At 37.6% G+C, this 18,287-nt stretch carries 8 protein-coding genes and 5 pseudogenes; all 13 read left to right on the top strand.

Annotated elements, in window-relative coordinates; genetic code table 11:
* Positions 1 to 291: 291 nt before the first annotated feature.
* Positions 292 to 3,838: pseudogene (locus SP4011_RS06660) on the top strand (SspB-related isopeptide-forming adhesin); the annotation flags it as partial.
* Between the two features lie 21 nt (positions 3,839 to 3,859).
* Positions 3,860 to 4,090, top strand: a complete 231-nt coding sequence (locus tag SP4011_RS11445; protein WP_419992020.1) for an LPXTG cell wall anchor domain-containing protein — start codon at positions 3,860 to 3,862, stop codon at positions 4,088 to 4,090.
* A complete protein-coding gene (locus SP4011_RS06655; protein WP_057487451.1) occupies positions 4,091 to 4,282 on the top strand; it encodes a thrombospondin type 3 repeat-containing protein in 192 nt (63 codons plus the stop codon).
* Positions 4,266 to 4,817, top strand: a pseudogene (locus SP4011_RS06650) (hypothetical protein). Before SP4011_RS06655 ends, SP4011_RS06650 begins: the two are co-directional and overlap by 17 nt.
* 129 nt (positions 4,818 to 4,946) lie before the next feature.
* Positions 4,947 to 6,473 (top strand): IS1182 family transposase, encoded by a 1,527-nt coding sequence (locus SP4011_RS06645; RefSeq protein ID WP_338618407.1) that lies wholly within the window; start codon positions 4,947 to 4,949, stop codon positions 6,471 to 6,473.
* 87 nt (positions 6,474 to 6,560) lie between these two features.
* Positions 6,561 to 8,235 (top strand): annotated as a pseudogene (locus SP4011_RS06640) (hypothetical protein); the annotation flags it as partial.
* A gap of 65 nt (positions 8,236 to 8,300) precedes the next feature.
* Positions 8,301 to 12,928: pseudogene (locus tag SP4011_RS06635) on the top strand (SNF2-related protein); the annotation flags it as partial.
* A gap of 70 nt (positions 12,929 to 12,998) precedes the next feature.
* Positions 12,999 to 13,298 carry a DUF5962 family protein gene (locus SP4011_RS06630; protein WP_057487454.1) on the top strand — a complete coding sequence of 100 codons (300 nt, stop codon included), beginning with the start codon at positions 12,999 to 13,001 and terminating at the stop codon, positions 13,296 to 13,298.
* 13 nt (positions 13,299 to 13,311) lie between these two features.
* Positions 13,312 to 13,602, top strand: a complete 291-nt coding sequence (locus tag SP4011_RS06625; protein WP_057487455.1) for a DUF5966 family protein — start codon at positions 13,312 to 13,314, stop codon at positions 13,600 to 13,602.
* 134 nt (positions 13,603 to 13,736) lie between these two features.
* Entirely contained in the window at positions 13,737 to 14,771 is a 1,035-nt protein-coding gene (locus SP4011_RS06620) for a hypothetical protein (RefSeq protein ID WP_338618404.1), read from the top strand.
* Positions 14,772 to 14,872: 101 nt separating this feature from the next.
* On the top strand, positions 14,873 to 16,411 hold the full coding sequence (locus tag SP4011_RS06615; RefSeq protein WP_338618403.1) for a hypothetical protein: 1,539 nt from the start codon (positions 14,873 to 14,875) through the stop codon (positions 16,409 to 16,411).
* A gap of 128 nt (positions 16,412 to 16,539) precedes the next feature.
* Positions 16,540 to 17,204 (top strand): annotated as a pseudogene (locus tag SP4011_RS06610) (peptidylprolyl isomerase).
* Positions 17,201 to 18,277 carry a DNA primase gene (locus tag SP4011_RS06605; protein ID WP_338618401.1) on the top strand — a complete coding sequence of 359 codons (1,077 nt, stop codon included), beginning with the start codon at positions 17,201 to 17,203 and terminating at the stop codon, positions 18,275 to 18,277. Before SP4011_RS06610 ends, SP4011_RS06605 begins: the two are co-directional and overlap by 4 nt.
* Positions 18,278 to 18,287 lie beyond the last annotated feature (10 nt).

Raw genomic sequence — 18,287 nt, 5'->3', positions numbered from 1 at the left:
TAACGATAGAAGTTGTCAATTCAATAAATGAGTAAGTTTATTTACGAAAAACGAAATTAGTGGTATTATTGTTGTATCGAATTGGGGCGTGCTAGTCACGTCTGGGAGGGTCTGATGCGTCAGTCCTCCTTTTTTATTTTTAAGTATTCCTTGGAGGTTATCGGTTATGCTACCGATAGCTTTTTTTCTTTTCCCTAAATTTATTGTGATAACAAAATCAAGCCTTCTTTTTTATGATGAGGAAAGAGTAACAGTTTGTTGCTAGAGAATAAAAGAAAAGAAGGACTATTTATGACAAAAACATGTAATCATCACCTTCTTGTCAATCAGGAAAAAGGCGAGAAACACGTCTTTCGCAAGAGTAAAAAATATCGTACTCTATGTTCCGTTTCCCTTGGAACCATGGTGACGGCTGTTGTTGCTTGGAGAGGAACGGTTGCACATGCTGATGAAGTTGCAATATCAGTTGATACAACCATTCAACGAACGAAGAATCCAGCCACGAATTTACCAAAAGTACAGCCAACCCCTGTTTCTGAACAAACTGAAAGTATAGCTTCAACTGGACAATCTAACGGTGCGATTGCTGTCACTGTATCACATGATACGCTAACACAAGCAGTTGAAGAGGCAAAGGCTGAAGGTATTTCTACTATTGAAGATAGTCTAATGGACTTGGGAAATACAACTTCTGCGGTAGAAACCAACCAACAAATTTCAAAAGCATAAGCAGATACCCAAAAACAGGTTGAGGTTATCTATGAAGTCACTGATATCTACAAAGCTGATAAAGTAGCTTATGAGGATGGAAAAGCTCGCATTGAACAGGAAAATAAGGAGCTGTCACAGGCCTACGAAGGAGCCGACCAAACTGGTAAAGATACAAATGCTTGGGTTGATACCAAAGTTAATGAGCTAAAATCTCAGTATGCAGATGCTGATGTGACAGTAAAAGAACAAGTAGTTTTATCAAGAAATGGGACATCTGTACTAGACTATACAAACTATGGCAAGGCTGTTGAAACCATTCAATCAACTAACGAACAAGCTGTAGCGGATTATTTAACAAAGAAAACCAATGCAGATGATATTGTTGCGAAAAATAAGGAAATTCAAAAAGAAAATGAAGCTGGATTTGCTAAGGCAAAAGCAGATAACGAAGCCATTGAAAGGAGTAATCAGAAAGGTCAAGCGGCAGTTGATGCTGAAAACCGTGCAAGTCAAGCCGCAGTAGATCAAGCTAATCAGGAGAAACAACAATTCGTTTCAGATCGTGCAGCTGAGATTGAAGACAAATCTAGAAAAAGAAGTCGCAGCCAGAAAAGAGAATGAAGCGATTGAAACCTATAATGCCAAAGAATTGGAACGCTATCAACGTGACTTGGCCGAAATTTCAAAAGGTGAAGAAGGTTATATTTCTGAAGCCCTTGCTCAAGCCCTCAATATCAATAACGGTGAGCCCCAAGCACAACATGGAGCCATTACCCGAAATCCTAATCAAATCATTTCAACTGGTGATGCTATGCTGGGTGGTTACTCAAGAATTTTGGATTCAACAGGATTTTTTGTCTATGGTAACTTCAAAACAGGTGAGACCCTTAGTTTTAACTATCAAAATCTTCAAAATGCACGATTTGATGGGAAAAAGATTAGTCGTGTGACTTACGATATTACCAACCTTGTATCACAAGCTGGAACCGATGTCGTGAAGCTGGTTGTTCCAACTGATCCAACCGAGGGCTTCATTGCCTATCGAAATGACGGAAATGCTGACTTGCGAACAGACAAGATGGGGTTTCGTGTAGTTGCCAAGTATTTCTTGGAAGACGGTTCGCAAGTTACCTTCTCCAAAGAAAAACCAGGTGTCTTCACACATTCTTCCCTCAATCATAATGACATTGGTCTAGAATATGTCAAAGATTCATCTGGGAAATTTATGCCGATTAATGCCTCAACCGTTCAAGTGACTAATGAAGGTCTGGCTCGTTCTTTGGGTTACAACCGTGCAAGTGATTTGAATTTACCTGAGGAATGGGATACTACATCAAGTCGTTATGCTTATAAAGGGGCTATTGTCTCAACGGTCAAATCAGGTAATACCTATACAGTAACCTTTGGCCAAGGCGGATATGCCACAGAATGTTGGATTATCGTACTGGTTTGTCTTAAATACCCTACCAGTTGCATGTACAGTAACACCTTATAGTCTCAAACCTCATGTAACGGTGGAACTTGAACCTGTTCCAGAGCCTATTACGGTAACACCTGATGTCTATATACCAAAAACCTTTACACCAGAAAAGCCTGTGACCTTCACGCCAAAGCCTTTGGAAGAGGTAGTGCAGCCTAGTCTAACTTTGACCAAGGTAACCTTACCTGTTAAACCTATTCCAAAAGAACTTCCAACGCCACTAGAAGTACCGACAGTCCATTATCATGCATACCGTTTGACGACAACTCCAGAGATTATGAAAGAAGTGGTCAATAGTGACCAAGCTAATCTTCATGAGAAAACTGTCGCAAAAGATTCAACGGTGATGTATCCCTTAACAGTTGATGTCTTATCGCCCAATTGTGCTCAAACGACTAATCTCATTTTTGAAGACTATTTGCCTGCCGGTTATTTGTTTGATAAGGAAACAACACAAAAAGAGAAAGGAAACTATGTCCTTAGCTTTGATGAGACTAAGAATTTTGTGACCTTGACCGCAAAGGAAAACTTGTTGCAGGAGGTAAATAAGTTTATCAATTGACCGCTCCAAAACTCTATGGTTCTGTTCAAAATGATGGGGTAATCTATTCCAATAGTTAGAACAAGGGTACGACCAATGCTTATACAGTCACTTCAAATGTTGTGACGGTTCGTACACCAGTTGATGGAGACACAACTACTCATATTACACCTGACAAGAACAATAAAAATGCGGATGGTGTTCTCATAAATGATACAGTAGTAGCCCTTGGTATGACCAACCACTACCGATTGACGTGGGATTTGGACCAGTATGAGGGAGATCGTTCTGCTAAATAGACAATTGCACGAGTCTTCTTCTTTGTGGACGATTACCCAGAAGAAGCCCTACCCCTAAATCCTGATAGTATTCAAGTTTTGGATAAGGATGGCAATCGTGTATCTGGTATCTCTGTCAGCACCTACGCTAGTTTGTCAGAAGCTCCAAAAGTCGTTCAAGATGCCATGGTTAAACGTCAGTTTACACCTAAAGGAGCCATTCAAGTTCTTAGTAGCGATAATCCAAAAGCCTTTTATGAGACCTATGTGAAGACTGGTCAAACCTTAGTTGTAACCCTTCTAATGACGGTTAAAAATGAGCTGAACAAAACGGGTGGTCAGTATGAAAATACAGCCTATCAGATTGATTTTGGCTTGGCCTATGTCACGGAAACAGTGGTCAATAATGTTCCAAAATTAGATCCACAAAAAGATGTGGTGATTGACTTGTCTCATAAAGATGACAGCCTTGATGGGAAAGAAGTGGCCTTGCATCAAACCTTTAACTATCGCTTAGTTGGAGCGATGATTCCAATCAATCGTGCGACAGATTTATTTGAATATGATTTTGAAGATAACTATGATGAAAAGCATGATGAGTATAATGGTGTTTATCGCAGCTATCTGATGACGGATGTCACCTTCAAAGATGGTTCTATCTTAAAAGAGGGGACAGAAGTTACAAAATATACCTTGCAACAAGTGGATACAGTAAAGGGCTCAGTATCAATTTCTTTTGATCAATCCTTCTTAGAGACTATCTCTGATGAATCACTATTTCAGGTAGATGTTTACCTTCAGATGAAACGGATTGCGGCTGGTCAGGTGTAAAATTCCTATCTCCATACAGTGAATGGCTATGTCATTAGCTCAAATACAGTTGTAACACATACACCTCAATCTGAAGAACCAAGCCCAAATCAACCCACACCACCTCAACCACCAATTGAGACTATTGAACCACCTGTTCCAGCAAGCGTTTTACCAAATACAGGGGAACAGGAATCCCTTTTGGGCTTGATTGGAGCTGGTATTCTACTTGGTACGGATTATGGACTGAAGAAAAAGGAGGAGAAGTAGATGAATCCAAAAATCATTTATGAAAAGGATTCAGACCATGATGGTTTGACAGATGCTCAGGAATTAGCTCTGGGAACTAATCCGCATGCGATTGACTCAGATGGAGCTGGTCAAGCTGATTTAGAGGAGCTGCAATCTGGACATTCACCACTAGTTCCACAAAAGGAGTTGTGTGATAGCTTGGAACTTTGACACTATGAAAGAGTCTTTATCCGAAATGGAGAGGGTCGATTACCAAGAGTTTATCAAAGCCTTTCTCTCTTTGGAATTAAGTATTTCTGATAGAACAATCCTTAATCAAGTTTATCAAGATTATATGGATGAGGATGACCTGTCCTTGATAAGTGATGAGCTATGAGTTAAAGTGGATGGTTATCAGGATGAAGTAAGAGCTGATATGACTGATATTCTGGAAAAGCTGTACCGAACAGGTGAAGGCTCTAGTTTTATTATGGATTTAATGTCCTCAAATAGTCTTTCAAACACCTTGTAACAATATGAGGTTTTGGATAGTGACGATTACTCACTACTTAGCCTTGAAACCTTACAGGCCATGATTCAACAGGACTTGGCCATTTCCAGTCGGGATTATTTTGGAGATTTGGTTCAACTTGCCTTGCAAAGAGACTTACTAGACCAGAAAAGTCATTTCTTACAACATTATGTGGTAACTGTAATGGGAGGAATTTCACAAAAAAGAGACCAACGAGCATTGGTCCTAGATTAACGCAAAGAGTCTGGGACAATAGTCTCTTATGTCCCAAAAAAGCAACGGATTTGCCGTTGCTTTTTTGCATGGTTGCGATAGTCTTGGTAAAATAGAATTGCTTAATAAACCATTTAGAAAGGCTATCCCATGCATATTCACTATAACACAAATCAAACAACTTTACCACTAGAAATCAGTTCTTTCTTGCCACAAGACCATCTCGTCTTTACTATTGAAAGAGTGGTAAATACCTTGGAGGATTGTCATTTCCACGCCTTCTATCATGCCTTTGGTCGCCCGTCTTATCACCCTAAAATGCTTGTATCTGCTCTTCTATTTGCCTATTCACAAGGGATTTTCTCTGGACGAAAAATTGAAAAAATGATGGTTGAAAATCTGGCTATGCAGTACCTAACAGGACAGTTAGTTGTCAGCTACCGCACCATCAATCGTTTTCGAGTCGCTGAAGGGATGGAAGAACTCATTCGTAATCTTTTCATCGACCTCAATCTTCGTTTAAAAATGGAAGAATTAGTGACTTTAGATTGTCTGTTTATTGACGGGACTAAGATTGAAGCTAATGCCAACAAGTATAGTTTTGTGTGGAAGAAAGCGACAGAGAAATTCTCCGCCAAACTTCAAGAACAGATACAGATCTATTTTCAAGAAGAAATCACACCCCTTATCCATCAGGCTATTAAGCTGGATGAAGAAGAACCAATTTCTTCAGAGCAGTTGCTTGCATTCGCTCAAGTTCTTGAAGAAGAATTGGAAAAACTGAACCAGGACATTGAGGAGACACCCGTTAAAGGAAAGGATGAACGTAAAACCCAGCGTCGTAAACTCAAGAAAGTCTTGCGTAAAGTCAAGGAGGATTTTTCAGTACGTGCTGAAAAATATGAGAACTATCAGGAGACATTTGAAGGGCGTAACAGTTTTTCCAAAACCGATCCAGATGCCACTTTTATGAGAATGAAAGAAGACCATATGAAAAATGGCCAACTCAAGGCTGCTTATAATCTTCAAATCGCTACTGAAAACCAATTTGTTCTTCACTATGATGTCTTTTCAAATCCGACAGATACCAAGACTCTTCTCCCCTTCCTTGAAACCTATCCGCATGACTTGAAGACAGTTGTCGCAGATGCTGGATATGGAAGTGAAGAGAACCTCCTTCGTTTAGATGAAAAGCAGGTAAACCATCTGATTAAATATGCCGTGTTTGATAAGGAACAAAAGAGAAGGTATAAACAGTCAGCTAAAAACTTATCGAATTGGCACTATAATGACAAGGAGGATAGCTACACACATCCTGATGGCTGGTGCTATCGTTTTCACCATATCAAACATCAGAAAACACAGACGGACTTTCAACAGGAAATCAAGGTTTACTATGCTGATGAACCTAAATCAGCCCCTCAAAAGGGACTGTATATGAACGAACGCTATCAAAACTTGAAAGCTAAAGAATGTCAGGCGCTTTTATCTCCTGAAGGTAGACAGATTTTCGCTCAACGTAAGATTGATGTGGAACCTGTCTTTGGGCAGATAAAGGCTTGTTTGGGTTACAAGAGATGTAATCTGAGGGGCAAGCGTCAAGTGAGAATTGACATGGGATTGGTACTTATGGCTAATAACCTCTTAAAATACAATAAGAGAACGACTCAAAATTAAAAAGCTAGAGTTCCACAATTGAAAATCTCTAGCTTTTTGTGGTTGAGAACTATTTTGTCACAGACTCTTTTAAAATGGGAGGGAAAAATGAATCAAGAAGTCTTACTACAAATGATGAGAGCAACCATTCCTTGTGATAGAGTCTTGCTTGAGGTATTTTTATATTACCAAGCAGAGCATTTTGATGAGGATTGGGATAGTTTTATTCGTCAGTTTTTAACCAATAGGCAAGAAATTAATAAATCTGTTCAGATACTTCACTTTGGAACAGATGTTTCAGCTTTTGTCCAGGCTAGTCCTTATGATACTGCTCATGATCTATTGACCTATATACAAGTATTCGACCAAACTGGTCTCCAAAAACTCGACAAACTATCGCCGTCTGAAAAATACTTGGTGATTGAAGTGGCCTTGTTCAATCTGGCCACTCGTTTTCAACTATTAGACTCAAATGGTCACTACCAAACTATATCGCCGGATTCACTCTTACAAAAGAGTAGGGGAGCTAATTTGGTCAATGTTTATCGTGTGGCTAATAATTTAGCGGATCGGATCAGCCGAGATATTGAACAGTTTCTCTTGACTTACGAGCCTGAGCTTGAAACAAGAGTTGATGAAACTGTTCAAGAAAATGAAGAAACTGTTGATGATCACAAAACAAGTGTTCATCAAGCAATATCTTTTCGAGAAGAGGGCTCTCTGGTTATTGCTAGTTTGGATGTGGATTTGTCTCAACTGGATATCCGAACTAGAAAAACAAGTCATCTGCTAGCTTATGAAGAGTTATCTTTACGACGTAAATTTGAGATACTAACATATTTTGACAAAATTCGAAATGAACGTTCCAAGTACTCAAGTTTTAGACGAGGTAATTTTGATACTGAGATAGAAATGACACCAATCTTTGATGGCGAGGAGTTTCTCGCCTATCTAGAGGATGATGGTAGTCCCTATGAGTTGAAACGAATGTTGACTAGAGTAGAAGAAAAGGAATTAGAAAAAATTGGACAAGCCATTAGGGCAGAAAATCAAGAAAAATTGACTCAAGTGGGGATTGAGCTATCTCGGTTTGACCCAGACCAAGTCGGTATTTTATTGGATGCGGTAGGTCGTTTTCGTTTGAAAAATGCGGATCTTGCTTTACTAGGTGGCTATCCCAAAGCCTCGGTAACTCAACTAGCCCTTGCGACAGAACTACTCCAAATGGGGCTAAGTCATGAAATGGCTGAATTATTCTTTGGTAGCCAGCTTTCCATTGAAGAGTTGCGACAAGTTGCCTACGCCTTTTTACACCAAGAACTCAGCAGAGAATACGCGGAGCAATTTGAAAAAGATAAAGGCAATCAACCAGATTTAACTCTTAGAGATTGGAAAAGCAAGCTAGAGAAAGCTGAGACGAAAGTAGTGATTGATGAAGAATTTGCGGAAAATCCACTGGTTCAGAGAGTATTGGACACTTATCCTCTTGGGTCATTGGTTTCCTATAAGGGGCCGGACTTTGAAGTCATATCAGTCAGCGATGCTCAATTGAACGGTTTGATTCGGATTGAGTTAGTCAATGATTTTTCGGATATCATTGAACAAAATCCAGTTCTTTATGTGAGGATCTGGGAAGAAGTCAGCCAAGCATTTCATCAGACAAAGGCAGAACCACAAATAGAGTTAGACGAAGCAGAGCAAGAATTAAATCTTTTTTCATTTCTGGAAGAGGAATCAGCTACTGAACATCCTATTCAGACTGTCGGTCTCTTGGAACCAAGTGGTGTAGATGAGTCTAACAATGATGTTGTTGACCAACCAAACAACCAAGGTCTTGTTGAGAAGAGAGAGGAATCAATTCCAGATAGTCCTGTAACGGATTTTTATTTTCCAGAAGATATGACGGACTTTTATCCTAAGACTGCTAGAGATAAGGTTGAGACAAACATCGTGGCAATTCGGTTGGTAAAAAATTTGGAAGTAGAGCACCGCAATGCTTTACCAAGTGAACAAGAACTCCTTGCAAAATATGTAGGCTGGGGTGGGCTTGCTAATGATTTCTTTAATGGCTATAATCCAAAATTTTCTAAGGAACGAGAAGAACTGAAAAGCCTAGTCACAGATAAAGAATATTCAGATATGAAACAGTCCTCCCTGACAGCTTACTATACAGACCCAGCCCTTATCCGTTAAATGTGGGATAAATTGGAAAGAGATGGTTTTACAGGTGGCAAAATCCTAGATCCTTCCATGGGAACAGGGAATTTTTTTGCAGCAATGCCCAAATACTTAAGAGAAAAGTGTGAGTTGTATGGTGTGGAATTAGATACCATTACAGGAGCTATTGCCAAACACCTACATCCGAATAGTCGTATTGAAATTAAGGGTTTTGAAACAGTGGCTTTTAACAACAATAGTTTTGATTGGGTGATTTCAAACGTGCCGTTTGCCAATATACGAATTGCGGATAATAGGTACGATAAGCCTTATATGATTCATGATTACTTTGTCAAAAAATCTCTTGATTTGGTCCATGATGGTGGGCAAGTGGCGATTATCTCTTCCACAGGAACCATGGATAAGCGAACAGAAAACATCTTCCAAGATATTCGTGAGACAACTGAATTTCTTGGAGGGGTTCGCCTGCCTGATTCTGCCTTTAAGGCCATTGCAGGAACCACTGTCACAACGGATATGTTATTTTTCCAGAAACACTTAGACAAGGCATATGTGACAGACGACTTAGCCTTTTCAGATTCCGTTCGTTATGAAAAGGATAGTCGTATCTGGCTCAATCCTTACTTTGATGGAGAATACAATAGCCAAGTGCTAGGAACCTACGAGGTCAGAAATTTTAACGGCGGAACACTTTCTGTTAAGGGGACTAGTCATGACTTGATTGCAAGTGTCCAAACTGCTCTAAATCACGTTAAGGCCCCAAGAGAGATTGATAGAAATGAGGTCATCATTAATCCAAATGTGTTGATCAAACAAGTCATTGATACCTCCATTCCAGCTGAAATGAGGGAGAATCTGGGTCAGTAATCTTTTTGATAGTGATGATAAGTATTCGCTTCTTGCTAGTTTAGAAGATGAAAGTCTGTATCCAAGTGGAAAGTCTGTTATCTATACTAAATCCCTTGCCTTTGAGAAGGCTCTGGTGTGTTCCGAAAAAGAGGTTAAAAAGGTACATACTGCCCTTGATGCCTTAAATTCCAGCTTGGCTGACGGACGTGGTGTTGATTTCGATTCTATCTATCAGGTTGAATCAAAGATGACCTTGATTGAGGAATTAGGTGACCTCATTATGCTTGATCTTGAGAAGTATTTGGATGGGGAATTGACCTATGTTTCTCGCCAAGACTTTCTGTCAGGTGATGTGGTTACCAAGTTAGAAGTGGAGGATCTATTTGTAAAACAAGGCAATCAGGACTTTAACTGGTCACATTATGCAGGGCTACTAGAGACGGTCAAACCATCACGTATTATTTTGGCAGACATTGATTATCGAATCGGTTCACGCTGGATTCCCTTGTCTGTTTACGGAAAATTTGCCCAAGAAACCTTTATGGGGAAAGCCTATGAACTGTCAGACCAAGAAGTAGCGACAGTCCTTGAAGTTAGTCCCATCGACGGGATCATCACTTACCAATCTAAATTTGCCTACACCTATTCCAACGTAACGGATAGGAGTTTAGGTGTCCCTGCTTCACGCTATGATAGTGGTCGAAAAATCTTTGAAAATCTCTTGAATTCCAATCAATCAACCATCACAAAACAAGTTGTCGAAGGGGATAAGAAAAAGAATGTGACGGATGTGAAGAAAACAACAGTCCTGCGAGCTAAGGAAACACACCTACAAGAACTCTTTAAAGGTTTTGTAGCAAAGTATCCAGAAGTCCAACAGATGATTGAAGACACCTATAACAGTCTCTATAATCGTACAGTATCAAAGACCTATGATGGTAGTCATTTAACCATTGATGGACTTGCCCAGAATATTTCCTTACGTCCTCACCAAAAGAATGCCATTAAACGAATTGTGGAAGAGAAACGTGCTCTAATAGCCCATGAGGTAGGGTCTGGAAAGACCTTGACCATGCTTGGGGCAGGATTCAAACTGAAAGAACTCGGAATGGTGCATAAACCTCTTTATGTAGTTCCTTCTAGTTTGACTGCTCAGTTTAGTTAAGAAATTATGAAGTTCTTTCCAGCCAAGAAAGTCTATGTGACCACCAAGAAGGACTTTGCCAAAGCCAAACGCAAGCAGTTTGTGTCTCGGATTATTACAGGGGACTATGATGCCATTGTCATTGGGGATTCCCAGTTTGAAAAAATACCGATGAGTTGTGAAAAACAGGTCACCTATATCAATGACAAACTTGAGCAACTCAGAGAAATTAAACTAGGAAGTGATAGCGATTATACGGTGAAAGAAGCGGAACGTTCGATTAAGGAATTGGAACACAAACTAGAAGAACTCCAAAAACTAGAGAGATACCTTTATCGAATTTGAAAACCTTGGAATTGATTTTCTCTTTGTGGATGAGGTTCATCACTTCAAGAATATCCGTCCAATCACTGGACTTGGGAATGTCGCGGGAATCACCAATACCACTTCAAAAAAGAACGTAGACATGGAGATGAAGGTGAGACAGGTTCAGGCAGAGCATAGCGATAGAAATGTTGTTTTTGCGACAGGAACACCAGTTTCTAACTCCATTAGTGAACTTTACACTATGATGAATTACATTCAACCTGATGTCTTGGAACGATACCAGGTATCCAATTTTGATTCCTGGGTTGGTGCTTTTGGGAATATCGAAAACTCTATGGAACTAGCCCCGACAGGTGATAAATACCAACCTAAGAAACGGTTTAAGAAGTTTGTGAACTTGCCTGAACTCATGCGAATCTACAAGGAAACTGCCGATATTCAGACTTCAGATATGCTTGATTTACCTGTACCTGAAGCTAAAATTATTGCGGTGGAAAGCGAGTTAATGCAAGCTCAGAAATACTATTTATAAGAACTGGTAGAGCGTTCAGACGCTATCAAGTCAGGCAGTGTTGATCCAAGTAGAGATAACATGCTTAAAATCACAGGTGAAGCCAGAAAACTAGCTATTGATATGCGATTGATTGACCCTGCTTATTCATTATCGGATAATCAGAAAATCCTTCAAGTAGTCGATAATGTCGAGCGGATTTACAGTGAAGGAGCTGAAGACAAAGCCACTCAGATGATTTTCTCTGATATTGGAACTCCTAAAAGTAAGGAAGAAGGCTTTGATGTTTACAATGAGTTGAAAGCTTTGCTGGTTGATCGAGGGATTCCAAAAGAAGAAATTGCCTTTGTGCATGATGCTAATACTGATGAGAAGAAAAATTCTCTCTCACGAAAGGTCAATAGTGGTGAAGTGCGGATTCTCATGGCTTCGACTGAAAAAGGTGGAACGGGCCTAAACGTGCAATCACGCATGAAAGCTGTTCACCACTTAGATGTTCCATGGCGTCCCTCTGATATTGTCCAGCGAAATGGTAGATTGATTCGTCAGGGAAACATGCACCAGGAGGTAGATATTTATCACTATATTACAAAAGGGAGTTTCGACAATTATCTTTGGCAGACGCAGGAGAATAAGCTCAAGTATATCACCCAGATTATGACATCAAAAGATCCTGTGAGATCAGCAGAAGACATTGATGAACAAACCATGACTGCCTCAGACTTTAAGGCCTTGGCAACTGGAAACCCTTACCTCAAACTCAAAATGGAGTTGGAAAATGAACTAACGGTATTAGAAAATCAAAAGCGAGCCTTTAATCGCTCCAAAGACGAGTATCGCCATACCATTTCCTATAGCGAGAAGCACCTCCCTATCATGGAAAAACGGTTGAGTCAATATGATAAAGATATTGCCCAATCTTTGGCAACAAAGTCGCAAGATTTTGTCATGCGATTTGACAATCAGAAAATGGATAATCGCACAGAAGCAGGGGACTATCTGCGTAAACTCATTACCTATAATCGCTCAGAGACCAAGGAAGTCAGGACACTTGCCAGCTTTAGAGGATTTGATTTAAAAATGACTACACGAGATCCTAGTGAGCCCTTGCCAGAGACTGTCTCTTTAATGATTGTAGGTGATAACCAATATACTGTCGCTCTTGATTTGAAATCAGACGTGGGAACCATTCAACGGATTAGTAATGCCATCGACCATATTATGGATGAGCAAGAAAAGACGGAAGAGCTGGTAAAGGATTTAAAAGATAAGCTTCAAGTAGCCAAAGTAGAAGTTGAGAAAGTCTTTCCCAAGGAAGAAGACTATCAGCTTGTAAAGGCTAAATATGATGTTTTGGCTCCCTTGGTTGAAAAAGAAGCAGAGATTGAGGAGATAGATGCAGCTTTGGCCAAGTTTAGTGAAGATACATCACCCAAAATGAATCAACAAATAGCACTTGAGATATAAGAAAAAAGGCTGACAAATATTTTTGAACGCGGTAAAATGAAGTCAAGAAATCACAAAAGGAGAACAGACCATGACCAAAACAGTAGAAGAAATACGTTATCAACTTGAAGAATGGTTGGCACAAGGATTTACAAGCCCAGAAGATAGAGCCAACTACCAAGCTTTAAAGGAACAGTATGAAGATGAAACTCTTGATGATAGCTTTTCAAAGCGTGAAATCACTGAACAGCTGGAACTCATCATCACAAGTCGTGAGAATGATTTTCCAAGCTTAGATGAGGTGACGAAGGCAGAATACCTTGATTTGGTTGCCCAACTAGATGAACTTGACCAGGAACAAGCTAACTATTACCGTAAGTACTTGTCTTAGAAAGAGGTATAAGATGTTGGAACAAATTCTACAAAGCCTTCTGATTATCGCAGTAATTGGACTGATACTGCTTGTCCTTTATGAGCTTGTGAAAGTTTCAGATGCTTTGTTTCTTATCGGAATCATCAGTGGATTAGTCTTTATTGAAATCTATGGAATTTACCTCTTTTTCACAGAGAGATACCTCTATATTGAAGATTTAGCCACTAATGGTATTTGGAGTTTTACAGGATTTTTTATTGTTTTTAATATTCTGCTGGCACTTGGTATTGTGACAAAAGTTGTGAGAAGTAGAATGGCATGAAAATAGGGCTACCTGATTTTAGGTAGTCCTATTTCTATAGGTAATTTTTGAAACAAACTCATATTAGTATTTGTGTGCTTTCTATATATCAGGTATAATCATTATTAATTAGAAAAAAAGAAGAGGTGTTTTGCTTGTTTGAAAAATTAATTCTATATTCCCCAATAATTATTTTTGTATTGTCCTATATTCTGAGGTTTTTTGGGAGACTTAGGGTTACAATCTTTATAGATGAATTAATTTCAGGTGATAAAATCAAATATTTTTCCCATATATTATTTTTCTCAATCGTGAGTTATATTTATTGGTTATGTTATCAATATCAAATTTCATTATTTAAACTTGAAAGTGATGATTTAGATCTAGCATCCTTATTTTCTGTAGTCTTAGCTATATGGGCGTGTTACGGAGTTTATGTTGGATTTTTACAATTTATGGTTGGTTATGACAATAAAGAAAAAGGGACTTACTTAGGCTATCAAAAAATGGATTTTTTAACAGACAGCAATGTTTGGTATCATTTAACAAATAGTTGGGAGTTCGTTGGTTCTTTGCTGCTATCAATTATTATTCCTCTTATAGTTGAATTTAATGCATCTACAGGTATTCATTATCAATATATTTGGCAGGCTATAATTGGGTTCCTATTGATTTTGTTTATCTTTCTTTTGAAATTTAGCTTAGAAGTGGCTAAAACAACTATATTTATCAACAAAAATACTGATGGAAGATTGAAAAAAGTTATTCAATCAGATATAAAAAATAGGTATAACAAATATTTTAATAAATTACTCAATCAAAAGTTTTCCGATGGAGCTAGAAAGAGTTATTTTAAGCAAGTTAGAGTGGATCTATCTAAGATTGACAATGCTAAAGATAAAATTAAATTTTTAAAATTTATTTATTTTAATATTTCTAGTGAAGAAATTATTGGAATTTCAAAGGAATTTGAGGTGGGAGATATTGTCAATTATAAGTGTTTTATAAAAGAGAAATATGATTTAATATCTCATATTAATTTTGAAAGCGAAGTATTGATTTCTTTTGCTATTTCTTTATTCAAACTAGATTCCCAGATATTTGATAAATTGATTAAAAAGAATATACGTTGGATAGAGAGTGATTATAGTTTCGAATCTCCAGGGATTTTTAGAAAAAAACTATTTTAGGTATAGAGCACAATAAGAAAGTTAGAAGACGAGGAATTAATTGGTTTGAATATAGTAAAATAAACAACATACATATCTGTATATTTAAAGTTTTGGCGGATATGGCTAAAAACAAACAAACCATTTTTCAATTGGTAAATCTAATTCAGGATAGATTTACCCAAAATATTACCAGAGGCACTTACTGGGAAACGGATAGGACAGATAAATTATTTATTTTTGAAAAGTCAATTTCTGATTCCAATCTTCGGATTTCTAAAGATGACTTTAGAAGAATCGAGAAGATAGATGTATTTTACTCTTCAACCTATCCTGAAATTGACTCTCATTCTGATACTGATAGTGTATATATCTCATTGCATTCAAACATAATAAAAATTGATTTCTATTTCAACGATGGCGGACAGCATTATGTTAAACGTAATCAGATAAAAGACTATTATGATGAATATGAAGGGGAGGTCTGGAATATTCTTTTTGATAAATACAAAAATTCTAATGATATTTCAAATGTATTTCTCCCCAATTTAAGAGAACCTGAAGTTGTAGTAGATTTTTTTAGAGGCAGCAATGAAATAATTGTTCGAGATTATGATAATAAAATCACTTATTCTAGAATATGCTTCAAGTATCTCACTGATAATTATAGTTGTATTGATAGTAAGATTTCAAATTTTTCCAATTTATTAGAAATCGTAAAAACGATGTCTGTTAACTATCGTGGGGCATTTGCATTATACCAACTGCTTTATCCAGAAACTAGAGACTGGGATTCAAGTGATGGAGAATATATTGAAATTTTAGTGGAAATTTTTAAGTCTAGTAAAGAAAAAAAGGAAAAACTTTATAACGACATGATTTCAATAATTGATACCGTCGAATATGGTGAGCATGTTGGTGTAGAGATTCTTAAAAAGGTGTTTGATACTAGGGATGTTAAACTTATTGATGATGAGTTTTTGAAAGAATTTAAAGGTATCCCTAAATTAAAACTCATTGTAGTTCAAAGTATATTGTCTACTCATATATATGGTTTTAGAAGTATAAAGCTGCAAGACAGGTGGGAAAAACGAGATTTAGTTGAACAATATATAAGAGGTCTTTCCATAACTCCTAATATATTTCCTAGCTACACCGATGATTATAAGACTTTGAATTCTACCATGAGTGAATTATTGATGAAAAATATAGAATTACTGCCCTCCTATGAATTTAGTCAGTTACCTTTAAGTTCACTTTTGTTACTTGAACAACTTTTACGTTGGAAATGGGGAAGTGAGGAAAAGCATGATGAACAAGAATTTATGGTTAATCTTATCAAAGAAGAAGCTGAGTATAAATCAAAGGGTTATACATATAGCTTCTATGGTTCTCTCTTGAAATTTTTTACCTTAAAATTGACAGAAGGCCAAGGGAATAAATATTTAAAACTTGTTAATGATAAAGATTTTAAAAAAGAATTTAAGTTTTCGTTACTTAATCATCTTAAGAGAAATCAATTGACACTAGATATGTATTTAGATGGTATTGATGAAGAACTTAAAAATTACGATAGCGTAATGATTGGTATTTGTGAAAAAGAATTAATTAAAAGAGAGGTAGAAAAAATAATTTTTGAAAATTATTTATATCTTGAATAGTTGACATTATAAAATAGAAGCTTCTTAATAACAGTTATTGGATTACCAATTGGTAGTCCTTTTTCTTGTGATAAAATTTCCAAGCTAATCTTGATATGATGTGGTTATCACTAATAAAGGAGTAAGTCATGTTGAATAAAGTAAAGGCTCGATTTCTAATTGGAGTAGGAGGTTTAATCGCAGTAAGTTTTATGGTTATGATTGGCTATACGATTGGCTCACAATCTGTTTCAAAGCAAACTGAGAACCAAATCCGAGCAGAAGCAAATAAACTTGTGTCAAAAGAAAAGCAGGAAGAAAGAGCGATATTATTATTAGATGAACTTGTCAAAGAATTTCTCACTCAATATTATACAAAGTTCAGTTGGGTGAAAATAACGCTCGTATCAAGCCCTACATGAAGGATTCGGCATTTTCAGAAGAGGAAGCAAATCAGAATAAAGCGATCAATCGAGTTTATAAAGATTATATGCTTGACTACCGATTTGAATCAGCTAGTATTTATGTCAATAAAGAACGTAATGTTGCACTTGCGGAAGTTACCTATCAAGAGACCTATGTGTCTGACTTGAGTAAGCAACAACAGTGAACCACTCAGACAGAAACCAAGACGGTTATGTTATCCTACTCCAAAGTTTCTGACAAGCTTCTTCTTAATCAGTTGAGCATTTGGAATGGGAAACTAGAGGACATGAAAGAAGGCGCAAATGTTGCTAATTCCAGCATACCAACGATCCAAGGAACAACTAGCAGGAGACATTCTTCTGCTTTTTTTGATAGGAAGATTAGATGACACGAATTAAAGCAGTTAAACAAAAGTCTATTTTAGATGTGGCGGTAAGTCTGGGTTATTCCTTCAGACGTTTATCAGGACAAATTTATGAACACCCAGAACATGATTCCTTTCGGATTTTTGCCGATACCAATACTTTCAAGTGGTTTTCAAGAGATATACAAGGAGATGTGATTGACTTTGTTCAGTTAGTGGCAGATGTTACTTTCAAAGAGGCTGTGTCTTATCTTGAAACTGGAAATTTTGAACAAGCTAAAGTGATAGAAGAGTTCTCTAAACCGTTTCAGTATTATTTGCTTGAAGAACCCTTTCGACAAGCACGGACCTACTTGAATGATGTCCGTGGTCTAATTGATAAGAAGATTAATGCCTTTGGTATAAAGGGATTACTTGCACAAGCTACTCATCAATCGGAGCCTGTATTGGTTTTTAAAAGTTATGACCATAATGGAAGCTTACAGGCAGCAAGACTTCAAGGCATTGTCAAAGATGAAGAAAGACACAAACGGGGTTATTTGAAGAAAATCATGAAAAGCTCTCATGGCCACGTAGGTATTAGTCTTGATATTGGCAATCCCAAGCGACTCATTTTTTGCGAATCGGTTATTGATATGATGAATTATTATCAGCTTCATCAAAAGCAATTACCGGATGTTCGCCTTGTTTCAATGGAGGGGTTAAAACTTTCCGTAATTGCTTATCAGATCTTGCGGCTAGCGGCAGAGGAACAAGGGAAATTGGCATTTCTAGATACAGTAAAACCTAGCAGACTTAGCCATTATCTTCAAGCAATCCAAGAGACGACAACCTTTTTCCAAACCCATTCAAACGTGTTAACATTGGCTGTTGATAACGATGAAGCAGGAAGAGAATTTTGTCAGAAACTGTCAGATAAAGGATTTCCTATTTCTCAGGATTTACCACCATTACAGGGACTTAAAACAAAGTCAGATTGGAATGATATTGTGAAACAACAGAAGGAAAAATCTTTAAGTGATTTTATCCAAACAGCTCAAGCACAAGTCATTAAGAATCATCCTCCACCTAAACGAGAGCACACTTTGGAATTGTGATAACAAAATC

The sequence above is a fragment of the Streptococcus parapneumoniae genome (assembly GCF_037076355.1).
Lineage (GTDB): Bacteria > Bacillota > Bacilli > Lactobacillales > Streptococcaceae > Streptococcus > Streptococcus parapneumoniae.
This window is presented reverse-complemented; position numbering and strand designations above follow the sequence as displayed.

What these genes read in the sequence shown, in the direction of transcription:
- SP4011_RS06625 (WP_057487455.1), top strand. Translation starts at nt 13,312, where the DNA reads ATGTTGGAACAAATTCTACAAAGCCTTCTGATTATCGCAGTAATTGGA.
- SP4011_RS06655 (WP_057487451.1), top strand. Translation starts at nt 4,091, where the DNA reads ATGAATCCAAAAATCATTTATGAAAAGGATTCAGACCATGATGGTTTG.
- SP4011_RS06605 (WP_338618401.1), top strand. Translation starts at nt 17,201, where the DNA reads ATGACACGAATTAAAGCAGTTAAACAAAAGTCTATTTTAGATGTGGCG.
- SP4011_RS06645 (WP_338618407.1), top strand. Translation starts at nt 4,947, where the DNA reads ATGCATATTCACTATAACACAAATCAAACAACTTTACCACTAGAAATC.
- SP4011_RS06615 (WP_338618403.1), top strand. Translation starts at nt 14,873, where the DNA reads ATGGCTAAAAACAAACAAACCATTTTTCAATTGGTAAATCTAATTCAG.
- SP4011_RS06630 (WP_057487454.1), top strand. Translation starts at nt 12,999, where the DNA reads ATGACCAAAACAGTAGAAGAAATACGTTATCAACTTGAAGAATGGTTG.